The sequence below is a fragment of the Pseudomonas sp. UMAB-40 genome, assembly GCF_900095275.1.
Taxonomy (GTDB): Bacteria; Pseudomonadota; Gammaproteobacteria; order Pseudomonadales; family Pseudomonadaceae; genus Aquipseudomonas; species Aquipseudomonas mandelii_B.
The window spans coordinates 98,701-111,730 of record NZ_LT607558.1 but is presented as its reverse complement, the minus strand read 5'-3'; the positions used below and the strand labels follow the sequence as shown (position 1 = coordinate 111,730).

At 60.4% G+C, this 13,030-nt stretch carries 13 protein-coding genes; 5 read left to right on the top strand and 8 right to left on the bottom strand.

Features of this window, described 5'->3' with window-relative positions:
• Positions 1-78: 78 nt before the first annotated feature.
• The 4 genes from K0F88_RS13100 to K0F88_RS13085 all read right to left on the bottom strand — a co-directional run bounded on the left by K0F88_RS13100 (position 79) and on the right by K0F88_RS13085 (position 3,383).
• A complete protein-coding gene (locus tag K0F88_RS13100; protein WP_094468369.1) occupies positions 79-1,092 on the bottom strand; it encodes an alpha/beta hydrolase in 1,014 nt (337 codons plus the stop codon).
• Positions 1,093-1,125: 33 nt separating this feature from the next.
• Positions 1,126-1,545, bottom strand: a complete 420-nt coding sequence (locus tag K0F88_RS13095) for an organic hydroperoxide resistance protein (protein ID WP_010461312.1) — start codon at positions 1,543-1,545, stop codon at positions 1,126-1,128.
• A gap of 350 nt (positions 1,546-1,895) precedes the next feature.
• Entirely contained in the window at positions 1,896-2,357 is a 462-nt protein-coding gene (locus tag K0F88_RS13090; RefSeq protein WP_094468368.1) for a MarR family winged helix-turn-helix transcriptional regulator, read from the bottom strand.
• 69 nt (positions 2,358-2,426) lie between these two features.
• Positions 2,427-3,383 carry a LysR family transcriptional regulator gene (locus K0F88_RS13085; RefSeq protein WP_219095313.1) on the bottom strand — a complete coding sequence of 319 codons (957 nt, stop codon included), beginning with the start codon at positions 3,381-3,383 and terminating at the stop codon, positions 2,427-2,429.
• 109 nt (positions 3,384-3,492) lie between these two features.
• Here K0F88_RS13085 and K0F88_RS13080 point away from each other — a divergent pair, with 109 nt between their 5' ends.
• Positions 3,493-4,242, top strand: coding sequence for a sulfite exporter TauE/SafE family protein (locus K0F88_RS13080; protein ID WP_219095312.1), 750 nt, complete (start codon positions 3,493-3,495; stop codon positions 4,240-4,242).
• Here K0F88_RS13080 and K0F88_RS13075 read toward each other — a convergent pair.
• Positions 4,232-5,086 (bottom strand): LysR substrate-binding domain-containing protein, encoded by an 855-nt coding sequence (locus tag K0F88_RS13075; protein ID WP_010461304.1) that lies wholly within the window; start codon positions 5,084-5,086, stop codon positions 4,232-4,234. The genes K0F88_RS13080 and K0F88_RS13075 overlap by 11 nt on opposite strands.
• A gap of 96 nt (positions 5,087-5,182) precedes the next feature.
• On the opposite strand from K0F88_RS13075, the gene K0F88_RS13070 reads away from it, so the two are divergent.
• Positions 5,183-5,398, top strand: a complete 216-nt coding sequence (locus tag K0F88_RS13070; protein ID WP_094468364.1) for a DUF1127 domain-containing protein — start codon at positions 5,183-5,185, stop codon at positions 5,396-5,398.
• Positions 5,399-5,462: 64 nt separating this feature from the next.
• The gene (locus tag K0F88_RS13065; RefSeq protein ID WP_219095311.1) at positions 5,463-6,692 is read left to right on the top strand and encodes a winged helix-turn-helix domain-containing protein; all 1,230 of its coding nucleotides are present in this window, start codon (positions 5,463-5,465) and stop codon (positions 6,690-6,692) included.
• Between the two features lie 112 nt (positions 6,693-6,804).
• Here the strand turns inward: K0F88_RS13065 and K0F88_RS13060 are convergent, their stop codons facing one another.
• On the bottom strand, positions 6,805-8,151 hold the full coding sequence (locus K0F88_RS13060) for a class II 3-deoxy-7-phosphoheptulonate synthase (RefSeq protein WP_109633622.1): 1,347 nt from the start codon (positions 8,149-8,151) through the stop codon (positions 6,805-6,807).
• Positions 8,152-8,300: 149 nt separating this feature from the next.
• On the opposite strand from K0F88_RS13060, the gene K0F88_RS13055 reads away from it, so the two are divergent.
• Positions 8,301-9,056 carry a spermidine synthase gene (locus tag K0F88_RS13055; protein WP_219095310.1) on the top strand — a complete coding sequence of 252 codons (756 nt, stop codon included), beginning with the start codon at positions 8,301-8,303 and terminating at the stop codon, positions 9,054-9,056.
• A gap of 117 nt (positions 9,057-9,173) precedes the next feature.
• Here K0F88_RS13055 and K0F88_RS13050 read toward each other — a convergent pair whose 3' ends face one another.
• Positions 9,174-9,965: a crotonase/enoyl-CoA hydratase family protein gene (locus tag K0F88_RS13050; RefSeq protein WP_094468360.1), complete on the bottom strand. Its 792-nt coding sequence runs from the start codon at positions 9,963-9,965 to the stop codon at positions 9,174-9,176.
• 434 nt (positions 9,966-10,399) lie between these two features.
• Here K0F88_RS13050 and K0F88_RS13045 point away from each other — a divergent pair, with 434 nt between their 5' ends.
• Entirely contained in the window at positions 10,400-12,073 is a 1,674-nt protein-coding gene (locus K0F88_RS13045) for a DEAD/DEAH box helicase (protein WP_008146183.1), read from the top strand.
• A 102-nt stretch (positions 12,074-12,175) separates the two neighbouring features.
• On the opposite strand, the gene K0F88_RS13040 is transcribed toward K0F88_RS13045, so the two are convergent.
• Positions 12,176-12,943 (bottom strand): class III extradiol ring-cleavage dioxygenase, encoded by a 768-nt coding sequence (locus K0F88_RS13040; protein WP_219095309.1) that lies wholly within the window; start codon positions 12,941-12,943, stop codon positions 12,176-12,178.
• Positions 12,944-13,030 lie beyond the last annotated feature (87 nt).

Below are 13,030 nucleotides of genomic sequence, written 5' to 3'. Positions count from 1 at the left end.
CTTCAGGAATGAAAAAGCCCGACCATTGAGTCGGGCTTTTTTGTGCCTGTCTGAAACACACTCCTACAGGGGGCGGTGTTATTTCAGGTGTTGCTTGAGCTCTTCGGACGCTTGCAGCATCGCCGACCGCACCGCCGGCACCTTGCTCACTACGTTAAGCAAGCCGTAGTCGTGAATCATCCCGTTGTAACGAACCGCGGTAACCGGTACACCAGCCTCGTCCAGTTTGCGGGCATAGGCTTCACCTTCATCGCGCAACACGTCGGCACCGGCTGTTTGCACCAGGGCAGGTGGCAGGCCTTTTAGTTGCGCAGTGGTCGCCCGCAGCGGCGAGGCGTAGATCTCGTTACGTTGTTTAGCGTCGGTGGTGTAGTTGTCCCAGAACCACTTCATCATGTTTCTGGTGAGGAAGTGCCCCTCGGCAAACTGGTTGTAGGACGCGGTTTCGAAGCTGGCATCGGTCACCGGCCACAGCAGCACTTGGAACTTGATCGCCGGCGTGCCCTTGTCTTTTGCCATCAGGGCAACCACGGCCGCCATGTTGCCACCGACGCTGTTGCCGGCCACGGCCAGGCGTTTGCCGTCGACGTTGATCTCTTTACCGTGCTCGGCCACCCATTTGGTCGCGGCGTAAGCCTGGTTGATCGCCACCGGGTAATGCGCTTCCGGCGACGGGGTGTAATTGACGAACACCGCCGCCGCACCCGACCCCGTCACCAAGTCGCGAACCAGACGTTCGTGGGTCGGGAAGTCACCCAGCACCCAACCTCCGCCGTGGAAGAACATGAACACCGGCAGCTCGCCTTTGACCCCGGCCGGCCGGACGATGGTCAGGCTGAGCGGTTGGCCGTCGACTTGAATGGTCTTCTCGCTGACATCGGCTTTTGGCAGTGTCAGTTTCACCGAGGCTTGCGCACCCACCAGCACCGCACGGGCTTCTTTGGGGGTGAGTTGTTCCATCGGTTTGCCGGTGCCGGCATTCAGGGCATCGAGGAACGCCTGGGTGTTGTGTTCAACCCCGTCGCCCGCGAATGCGTTGCTGATGGACATAGCGAGAAGGGTGCCGGTCAAGACTTTGCTGAAAGTGTTCATGTTCATTTCCTGTTCGGGCTTGGTAGTCGGCGGTTAGACGGTGACGTGCAGGCGCACATCGACGTTGCCACGGGTCGCGTTCGAGTACGGGCAGACCTGGTGGGCCGCCTCGACCAGGCTTTGCGCGTCGGCTTGTTCAAGACCCGGCAGGCTGATGTGCAGGTCGATGTCCAGGCCGAAACCGCCAGGGATCTGGCCGATGCCGACATGGGCGGTGATCGACGCGTCGTTCGGGATGCTGCGTTTGGTCTGGCTGGCGACGAATTTCAGCGCGCCGATGAAGCAGGCGGAGTAGCCGGCTGCAAACAGTTGCTCAGGGTTGGTCGCTGCGCCGCCGGCACCACCGAGTTCTTTCGGGGTGGCGAGTTTGACGTCGAGGATGTTGTCACTGGAAACCGCACGACCGTCACGGCCGCCAGTGGAGGTTGCGATTGCGGTGTAGAGAGTTTGCATGGTGTAAGCCTCGTTCGGGTCTGATTTGTTTGCGCTAAATGTTTGCGCGCTAAGTAAGTGCGAGATGAATGTATCGCGCAAATATTTAGTGCGCAATATAAATTTTTGAAAAAGTTTTGGATTGGAGCAAGGCGCGGACTGGAAGTGCTGAGTTAGAGCGGTTGCGGCAGGGTTTTTTCAGCGAAAAGTTTTTTCGAAAGGGGGGTAATGAGGTCGGCAGGACACCGCGAAGCAAATGTGGGAGCGAGCTTGCTCGCGATGGCGGAGTGTCAGTCAACATCAATGCTGAATGACACACTGCTATCGCGAGCAGGCTCACTCCTACAGGGGATTTGGGGGCGGTTTGAGGATTAGAGGCTGTCTTGCAAATGGCTGCGCAACGCTTGCAGCTCCGCTTGAAGTTTCTGCAGCCGCTCAAGTGTCATTCCGCTTGCACCGAGGATGCATTGGGGAATACCACGCGCCTTCTCCCGCAATGCGCGCCCCTGTTCTGTCAGCTCGACAATCACCACCCGTTCATCCTCACGGCTGCGAGTACGGCTGAGCAATCCCTCGGCCTCCAAGCGTTTGAGCAAGGGTGTCAGTGAGCCGGGGTCTGTCAGCAGTCGCGTGCTGATTTCGCCTACAGTCAGCCCGTCACGCTCCCACAACACCATCATTGCCAGATACTGCGGGTAGGTCAGGCCCAGCGCTTGCAGCAGCGGCTTGTACACCTTGGTCATCAGCAGCGAGGTGGAATGCAGGGCGAAGCAAGCCTGATTATCCAGCAGCAGGTCATCGCAGTTATCCGGGGTGTTGCGCTCGGTGGTCATTTCAAAGCCTTGATCAGTGATCGTCATGAATCTAGCGGACGAATCTTTAATGCACCAGACAATTCTAGACTAGTGCCGGTCCAGGGTGTTTTGCAGTGCCAGGTCCCACGGTGGAATGGGGCTGAAGCGGGTTTTCAGGTATTCCAGAAGCAGGCGGCTGCGCGAATTGGGTTGTTGCGACAGTCGCAACGCATAGATGCCGGTGGATTCCGCGGGGGGTAGGCCGTTTTCACAAAACAGCGGCAGTAGCTCGCCGCGTAATAGGTATTCGCTGGCCAACCAGGACGGCAAATGCGCGATGCCCAGTCCGGCCAACGCACCGCAAACCAGTGCCTCGGCATTGTTGGCACTCATGCGGATGCGCGCCGGGCGATGCAAGTGCATGTGCCCGTCGCGTTCAAAGCGCCAGGCGAAAGGTGGCGCCAGGCCGTCCCAGTCGAGGCCGTCATGTTCGATCAACTGCGTGGGTTCGGTCGGGACGCCACGACGTTTCAGGTACTCGGGGCTGGCGCAGGCAATGCGCACCATACTCGCCAGCGGCGTGGCCACCAGCCTTGTGTCGGCCATTTGCCCGGCGCGCAGCACCAGGTCAACCTTGCCCAGATTCAGCCCCTGCATGTCGACAAAACTGTCGATCAAATGCAATTGCACGTCGAGGCCGGGGTAGAGCATCAGGAAGTCGGCAATCACCGGCGCCAGATGCCGTCGGCCGAACGCCGCTGGCGCATCGATGCGGATCAAGCCTTCCGGCGCGCTGCTCAGGGACACCGCTTCAGCGCGGGCCAGACGCAATTCCGTCACAATCCGCCGCGCCCGCTCGGCAAACGCCAAGCCTGCGGGAGTCGCGCGCACGGCGTGGGTGCTGCGGATGAACAGCTGGCTACCGACCGCACTTTCCAGGCTGTCGATGCGCCGCGCCACGGCCGAAGGCGTCAGCGGATGCCGGCGGGACGCAGCGGAAAAGCTTCCGGTTTCCAGCACATCGAGGAAAAGGCCCAGCTGTTCGGTCAATTGATTGGGGTTCATGGTGTGTCAGCGCTTATGCGAAGTTGGCATAGCCATTGTGCGTTGCTGTGCGTTTCCCCGCCAGCGTCGACTGCGTAGGATGATCAGCCTGACAAAAGGAAAATCGCCTGTGATTGAGTTCTTGATGTATCTGGTCTTCGGCGCAGCCCTGGGAACACTCGGCGGGCTGTTCGGCATTGGCGGTGGCTTGATCGCGATTCCGTTGCTGGGTGTGCTGTTCGGTCTCGATCAGCAAATTGCCCAAGGCACGGCGTTGGTCATGGTCGTGCCTAACGTAATGCTGGCGCTGTGGCGGTACCACCAACGCAATCGCATCGAAATGCGTCACGCGCTGCCCTTGGCGGCGATGGGGTTTTGCTTCGCCTGGATTGGATCGATCTGGGCGGTGGGCATCGACGCGCAAACCATGCGCGTGGGCTTTGTCGCGTTCCTGATTGCCCTGACGGCCTACAACCTGGTGCGCATGTTTACCGCCAACGCGCCGGCCTCTGCCCAGATGCGTTATTCCTGGCCATGGCTGGGTGTGCTGGGCGCGGCATCCGGCACCATGGGCGGGTTGTTCGGGGTTGGCGGTGCGGTGGTGGCGACGCCGGTGCTGACCAGCCTGTTCGGCACCACCCAGGTGGTGGCCCAAGGCTTGTCGCTGGCCCTGGCTCTGCCCAGCACCGGCGTCACACTGGTGACTTACGCCGTGCATCACCAAGTGGACTGGATGATCGGGTTGCCGTTGGCCGCCGGCGGGTTGATGAGCATCAGCTGGGGCGTGAAGATCGCCCACGCCATGCCGGAGCGGCTATTGCGCGGGCTGTTCTGCGGTTTCCTGGTGCTGTGTGCGGTGATGCTCGCGTTTAAAGTTTGAAGCCTTCGACGATGTGCTCGGCCAGGCACTCGGTGATCGGTGACGGGTTGTGCAGGTTGCGCACCAGCATGATGCAGGCTTCCGGCAACAGCGGCAGGTCTTCGGCTTCTCCCAGGATGCGCATGTCCGGTGTGATCAGACTTTCCAGTTGCGCGGTCACCGCGAGGCCCGCACTGACCACGGCCATCAACGCCGACAGGCTCGAACTGTTGTAGGCAATGCGGTAGTCGCGACCCATGGCGTCCAGCGCATTGCACGCCCACAGCCGGCAGAAACAATCACTGTTGAACATCGCCAGGGGCAGCGGCGTCTGCTCGTGGGCGTTGAAGCATTGTGCTTCGGCCCAGACAAAACGCTCCTTGCGCAGCAACTGGCCGATTTCAGTACCGGGCTCGCGGGTGACGATCGACAAGTCCAGGTCCTGGCGCTGCAACAGTTGCTTGGTTGATTCGCAGTGAACCTCGATCTGGATCAGCGGGTAGAACTTGGCGAAGCGCGACAGGATCCCCGGCAGGAAACGCATGACGTAATCGTCGGGCGTGCCGATGCGCACGGTGCCGACCATGTGCGGTTCGCGCAGGGTATTGAAGACTTCGCTGTGGAGTTTGAGGATGCGCCGCGCGTAACCCAGCAATACCTGGCCCTCGGCGGTCAGCTTGACCTGGCGACCATCACGTTCGAACAGTTGGCGCTGCAACACGTCTTCTTCCAGGCGTTTCATCTGCATGCTCACCGCTGACTGCGTGCGGTTAACCATTTCACCGGCACGGGTAAACCCACCCTGGTCGGCAATGGCGACGAAGGTACGCAGCACATCCGTATCGATACTGGGGTACGCCGACATCCATCAATCTCCGAGATGGTTACCATCAGAAACATTCGTTGGATTGATCTTAGCGCTGAGGCGAGACTTGAGCCATCCCTAAAGGAGGGCAACAAGATGAAAGGTCATAACGAGCATGTAACGGAAGAAAAATTCTCAATCCACGCGGTCTCCGATCTGTTGCACAAGTTTAGTCGCTGGTACGAACTTCACCGTGAGCGCGAGCTGCTGGCGAGTTTGAGCGACGAAGCATTGAAGGACATTGGCGTGAGTCGTGCCGATGTGGAACATGAGTCGATCAGGCCGTTCTGGGATGATCCGATGCATAAATGATGAGGCCATCGCTACACAAACCCCTCTCTGGTGAGGTAGGTTGCGAGCAGACACGGAGGTATTCATGCCCGCAACGCTGTCCTTTTCCAACAAACAGGCTCGACGTCTGGCGCTGGCCGCCCAAGGGTTCAACGGGCGGCAACCGCCAGCGGCGATCAAACCGGTTCAGCTCAACCGGCTGATTGAACGGCTGGGCTTTCTGCAGATCGACTCGGTCAATGCGTTGGTGCGTTCGCACTACCTTCCCTTGTTTTCCCGCCTCGGAAATTACTCCCCCGATTTGCTTGATCAGGCTGCCTGGAGTCAGGGCCGACGTCGCACGTTGTTCGAATATTGGGGCCATGAAGCTTCGTTGCTGCCTATGTCGATGTACCCCTTGATGCGTTGGCGCATGCAGCGTGCGACGCGCGGCGAAGACATCTATCAGCAACTGGCGCGTTTCGGTCGCGAGCAGCAGGACACGATTCGCCGGGTGCTGGCCTCGGTTCAGGAACTCGGCGCACTGGGGGCCGGAAGCTTGTCGACTCGTCAGGAACGGGCGGGGCCCTGGTGGGACTGGAGCGCTGAAAAACATGCGTTGGAGTGGTTATTCGCCGCCGGTGAAGTCACGGTCGCCGGCCGTCGTGGATTCGAGCGGCTTTATGACCTGCCGGAACGGGTGATTCCTTCGGCGGTTCTGCAGCAGCCGTTGCTCAGTGAAGCCGAGGCTCAGCGGGGGCTGTTGCTGCATGCCGCGACGGCATTGAGGGTTGGCACGGAAAAGGACCTGCGCGATTATTTCCGCCTGAACCCGGCAGACAGCCGGCCGCGTCTGGCGGAATTGGTGGAGGCGGGTGAGTTGCTGGCCTGCGAGGTTCAGGGCTGGCGTCAACCGGCCTACTGCTTGCCCGAGCCGAAAGTGCCGCGCAAGGTCGATTCCAGTGCCTTGCTTTCACCTTTCGACTCGTTGATCTGGGAGCGCAGCCGCACCGAGCGGCTGTTCGATTTCCGTTATCGACTGGAGATTTACACGCCGCAGGACAAACGGGTCTACGGCTATTACGTGCTGCCGTTTTTGCACAATGAACGGATTGCTGCGCGGGTTGATCTGCGTGCCGAACGAGCGTTGGGCCGGCTGGCGGTGCATGCCGTGCATGAAGAGGAGTCAGGGCTGGACGAGGCGGGGATGTTGGCGTTGGCGGTCAATCTGCGGCAGATGGCGGATTGGCTGGGGCTTGAGCAGGTTCAATTGAATTGCCCGCGGGCGAGTGCGGCGCGGTTGCGAGTAGCGTTGGCACAGATTGGTGGTGGCTGACCTGACGCCTTCGCGGGCAAGCCCGCTCCCACAGTGACCGCGCCGATCATGAATTATGTGTACGGCGCGAATCCTGTGGGAGCGAGCCTGCTCGCGATGGGGGCGACGCGGTTTAGCGTCGAACCTGCTTCAGCGTCTCGGCAATCAGGAACGCCAACTCCAATGACTGATCGGCATTCATCCGCGGATCGCAATGGGTGTGGTAACGGTCCGACAACCCGTCTTCAGTAATCGGCCGCGCGCCACCAATGCACTCGGTCACGTTCTGCCCAGTCATCTCGATGTGGATACCGCCAGCGTAGCTGCCTTCCGCTTCGTGAACCTGGAAGAACTGCTTCACCTCACCGAGGATCTGCGCAAAGTCGCGGGTCTTGTAGCCGCTGCTGGCCTTGATGGTGTTGCCGTGCATCGGGTCCGAGCTCCAGAGCACCTGCTTGCCTTCACGCTGCACCGCGCGGATCAATGCCGGCAGGTGATCGCCAACCTTGTTCGCGCCCATGCGTGCGATCAGGTTCAAGCGGCCTGGATCGTTGTCCGGGTTAAGCACGTCGATCAAGCGAATCAGGTCTTCGGGGTTCATGCTCGGACCGACCTTGACCCCGATCGGATTGTTCACGCCGCGCAGGAATTCGACGTGGGCGCCGTCGAGCTGACGGGTGCGGTCGCCGATCCACAGCATGTGAGCTGAACAATCGTAGTAATCGTTAGTCAGACTGTCGCGGCGCACGAAGGCTTCTTCGTAATTCAGCAGCAGCGCTTCGTGGGCCGTGAAAAAACTGGTTTCGCGCAGTTGTGGCGAACTGTCCATGCCGCAAGCACGCATGAAGGCCAGGGTTTCATCGATGCGATCGGCCAGGTGGCTGTATTTTTCAGCCAGCGCCGAGTTGGCGATAAAGTCCAGGTTCCACTTGTGCACCTGATGCAGGTCGGCAAAACCGCCTTGGGCGAAAGCACGCAGCAGGTTCAGGGTCGCGGTGGACTGGTGGTAGGACTGGAGCAAGCGCTCCGGGTCCGGCACGCGGCTTTTTTCGTCGAAACCGATGCCGTTGACGATGTCGCCACGGTAGGCCGGCAGGGTTACACCGTCGATGGTTTCATCGTTGGCCGAGCGAGGCTTGGCGAACTGGCCGGCCATGCGCCCGACCTTGACCACCGGGCAGCCCGCGGCGAAGGTCATGACGATCGCCATCTGCAACAAGACTTTAAAGGTGTCGCGAATTTTCGCGGCCGAGAACTCGGCGAAGCTTTCGGCGCAGTCGCCCCCTTGCAACAGAAACGCGCGGCCCTGAGTGACCTGGGCAAACTGACGGCGCAACTCCCGGGCCTCACCGGCAAACACCAGGGGCGGATAACTCGCCAGGGTTTGCTCGACCTGCAGCAGATGCGCCGCGTCGGGGTAGTGGGGTTGTTGCTGGATCGGCAGGGCGCGCCAGCTGTCAGGGCTCCAGGGTTGGCTCATCACGGTCTCGGTTGTTTTACGCTCGGACGTTCATGTTATCAGCAAATTAGTGCGTGACCTGTTCCGCTTGCTTCGCGGACAATCGCGCCTTTGCCGCTTAATGTTGCGGTTTATCGCGTTGCCGGGGTCGGCGACGATCTGGAGACGAAATGACTGAGGAGCGCGTCGAGCATCTGCTCGCCGAGGTACAGGATGAGTTCGGCGTGATTCGCGTGCTGGAAGTGGCCGATTACCGTTTTCTCGAGTTCGGTGATGCCATCGAGCAGAGCTGCGTGTTCACGGCTGACCCGAGCTGGCTCGAGTACGATTACACCCGGGCGATGCTGATTGGCGCGCTGTGCCACGAACAGCCGGAAAGCGCGCTGTTTCTTGGGCTCGGCGCCGGCACGTTGACCCAGGCGTGCCTCAAGTTTCTGCCCCTTGAAGATGTCGAAGCCATCGAGTTGCGCCCCGACGTACCGCGTCTGGCCATCGAATACCTGGGGCTCGATGACGATCCGCGGTTGTACATCCGCGTCGGCGATGCGCTGGAGTTGCTCGATACCGCTGAACCGGCGGACCTGATCTTCGTCGACCTTTATACCGATGTCGGTCCGGGTGTCGGGCATCTGGCCTGGAGCTTCCTGGAAAACTGTCAGAAACGCTTGAATCCGGGCGGCTGGCTGGTGATCAATCAATGGGCCACCGACGACGGCAAGCCCTTGGGTGCTGCGTTGTTGCGCGGGCTTTATCACCGGCATTACTGGGAGCTGCCGGTGAAGGAGGGCAACGTGATTCTGATTGTGCCTTCGGAACTGGATCAGGAGCTGGACATGGGCGGATTGATCGCCCGGGCGGAAGGGCTGGCGCCGCAGTTGGGCTATTCGCTGCAGTCGTTAATCAAGGCAATCCGCCCGGCGACATAAGTCGGTGTCTGTGAGGGCCCCATCGCGGGCAAGCCCGCTCCCACAGGTTTTGTGAACGGCGCAAATCACTGTGGGAGCGGGCTTGCCCGCGATGGGGCCTTCAAAGCCAACACAAGACTAAAGCCCTTTGAAAACGCCCGGTCGCTTCTCGATCATCGACCGCACACCTTCCCGGGCATCCTCACTCGCCAGCAACTTCTTCACCAGCGCCGGCAACCCCTGCGCCGCCGCCGTTTCCCCTTCGTAACGCGCCTGTCGGGCCGACATCAACGTCGCTTGAACCCCCAGCGGCGCCTGCCGGGCAATTCGCTCAGCCAGCTCAATCGCGCGTGGCAGCAGATCCTCGCTGGCCATGACTTCCTGCACCAACCCCAGATGCAACGCATCGTGAGCATCGAATTCATCGCCGGTCAGCAGCCAGCGCATGGCATTGCCCCAGCCGGCGACTTGATGCAGGCGCAACGTGGCGCCACCGAAGGGAAAGATCCCGCGCTGCACTTCCTTCTGGGCAAAACGGGTATTGCTGGCGCAGAGGTTGATGTCCGCGGCCAGCATCAACTCGATGCCAATGGTCAGGCAGTAGCCTTGCGCGGCGACAATCACCGGTTTGCTCACCCGGGGCCCGGCAAACACGCCCCACGGATCGCAACCGCCGGGCGGTGCTTGCCAGCCTTCAGCCAGGGCAGCGCTGGCATTGATCAGGTCGAGCCCGGCAGTGAAATGCTCACCGTGAGCGAACACCACCGCCACGCGCGCTTCGCTGTCGGCCTCGAACTCGCCGTAGGCCAGACTCAGTGCGTTGAGCAGATCGAGGTCGAAGGCGTTGCGCTTGGCCACTCGATCCAGGCCGATCATCAGGACATGACCGTGTCGTTCGCGGGTGACACGACTGGAGCCGGGCTGATTCATGGAGCATTTCCTCGGGCGGGAAGGGTGTGCCAGACCGCTGGTCAAGACCGCGGGTCTGGGTCGCAAGGATGAACCGTTTTAGCGCCATCGCCAGCAGGGCCGGGCCTTTGAAAAATAGACCGTTGCACGATTATCCGCAAAGCGTGTGACACAACGGCGTATACGTCAGTTTTCCGACAAATAATGCTCCCTTTTTGGGCGATTTCCGGTATAGTGCGCGCCGGCCTTTAACCGGGCCGCGTTTAGGTAGCGCAATTTCCCGAAGTCAGCTTCGGCTGCACGTCCGCACAGCGGACTCTCCCTTGACGAATCTTTTTCATTCATTCGTTTTCGCAAATCCCCGCCGACAAAGCAGCCAGGGCGACTCTTGAGTCTTACACGGCATGCGCAGCTTTGGAGCATGGGTCTTTGCGGATGCACTTAGAGGCAGACCCATGACCCAGGAAACCGGCGGCTTCGCCGCTTTTAATCTTAATCCGAATATTCTTGCAGCCGTCATCGCGACTGGCTACGAAGAGCCTTCGGCTATTCAGCAGCAATCGATCCCGATCATCATGGCCGGCCATGACATGATTGGCCAAGCGCAAACCGGTACCGGTAAAACCGCCGCGTTCGCCCTGCCGATCCTGCACCGCATCGATCCTGCCAAGCGCGAGCCGCAAGCCCTGATCCTGGCGCCAACCCGTGAGTTGGCGCTGCAAGTAGCAACCGCTTTCGAAACCTACGCCAAGCAAATGCCGGGCGTTACCGTTGTGGCCGTTTACGGCGGCGCCCCGATGGGCCCACAACTGAAAGCAATCCGTAATGGCGCGCAGATCGTTGTCGCCACGCCGGGCCGTCTGTGCGACCACCTGCGTCGTGACGAAAAAGTCCTGTCGACCGTGAACCACCTGGTTCTGGACGAAGCGGACGAAATGCTCAAACTGGGTTTCATGGACGACCTCGAAGTTATCTTCAAGGCTCTGCCACCAACCCGCCAGACCGTATTGTTCTCGGCCACCCTGCCGCAGTCGATCCGTGCCATTGCCGAACGCCATCTGCGCGATCCGCAACACGTGAAGATCCAGACCAAGACTCAGACCGTTACCGCGATCGAACAGGCTCACCTGTTGGTTCACGCTGACCAGAAGACCTCGGCTGTATTGAGCCTGCTGGAAGTGGAAGACTTCGACGCCCTGATCATGTTCGTGCGCACCAAGCAAGCGACCCTGGACCTGGCCAGTGCCCTGGAAGCCAAAGGCTACAAAGCCGCTGCGCTGAACGGTGACATTGCTCAGAACCAGCGTGAGCGCGTGATCGAATCCCTCAAGGATGGCCGTCTGGACATCGTTGTAGCGACCGACGTTGCTGCTCGTGGCCTGGACGTTCCGCGCATCACTCACGTGTTCAACGTTGACATGCCATACGATCCAGAGTCCTACGTTCACCGTATCGGCCGTACTGGCCGTGCCGGTCGCGAAGGTCGTGCACTGTTGCTGGTGACTCCGCGTGAGCGCCGCATGCTGCAAGTGATCGAGCGTGTAACCGGTCAGAAAGTTGCCGAAGTCCGCCTGCCGGATGCTCAGGCCGTTCTCGATGCTCGCATCAAGAAACTGACCAACAGCCTGTCGCCACTGGTTGCTGATGCCGAATCGACCCACGGTGATCTGCTGGATCGCCTGACTGCCGACATCGGTTGCACCCCGCGTGCACTGGCCGCTGCTCTGTTGCGCAAGGCAACCAACGCTCAGGCGCTGACCCTGGCCGCGATCGAGAAAGAACGTCCACTGGTGCCGAACAACGCACCGCGTGGCGATCGTCCAGAGCGTACCGGTGACCGTCCGGACCGTGGTGATCGTGAGCGTCGTGCTCCGGTTCCATTGGCCGAAGGTCGTGCTCGTTGCCGTACCGCGCTGGGTGCGCGTGATGGCATCGCTGCCAAGAACCTGCTGGGCGCTATCCTCAACGAGGGTGGCTTGGCTCGCGAAGCAATCGGTCGCATCCAGGTGCGTGACAGCTTCAGCCTCGTCGAGCTGCCGGAAGATGGTCTGGAGCGTCTGCTGACCAAACTGAAGGACACTCGCGTTGCCGGTAAGCAGTTGAAGCTGCGTCGCTATCGCGAAGATTGATCCGCTCCCGGGCTGATTGATCGAACATAAAAAATCCCCGACTGGTTCGGGGATTTTTTTGGCCTGCTGTTTGTGCCTGGCCTGGGCGACTCGGTTTACCGATCAGCCAAAGCGATAAATATCCATTCCCAGCGCGCCCATCGTAAAACCTTGATGGGCGATGCTGAACTTCCCCCCAGCCCCGCGAGCAAAGTACAGCGGCAGCAAATGCTCATCGCTGGGATGGTTGCGCACTGCGTTCGGCGCCTGCTCGCGATAATCGTGCAGCGCGGCTTCATCGTTGGCGGCGAGTTTTTCAATCATCCAGTCGCGGAACACCTTGGCCCACGGTTCAACGCTTTCCGGGCCGGCGTGCCAGTCCAGTTCGCGCAGGTTATGGGTGATGCTGCCGGAGCCGATCAACAATACGCCGTGTTCGCGCAGGCTGGCCAGGGCATGGCCGACCCGGGTTTGCAGGGCAGGGCCGCCACGGGTAGGCAACGAGACTTGCACCACCGGGATGTCGGCCTGCGGATACATCAACGACAAAGGCACCCAGACGCCGTGGTCGAAGGGCCGTTTGGTATCAATCCGTGCCGGCAGGTTGCCGGCTTTCAGCAGCTCGACCACCTCGTCAGCCAGTTGAGGATTGCCGGGCGCCGGGTATTGCACTTCGAACAGTGCTTTCGGGAAGCCGCCGAAATCATGCCAGGTTTCGGGCTGGGGATTGCCGCTGACCAGCAGCTCGTTGCTTTCCCAGTGCGCCGACACAATCACGATGGCTTTCGGTTTCGGCAATTCGGCGGCCAGGCGAGCGAGGGCGGGCCCGCTGGCACCCGGTTCCAGTGCCAACATGGGCGAGCCATGGGATATGTAGAGGCTGGGGAACATGAAAGAGCTCCTGAGGGGTAAGATGGCAGCATCTTCAGTCAGATCATTGATCTAAATCTAATATAAGTTTTAGGGTCTTTTGATCGA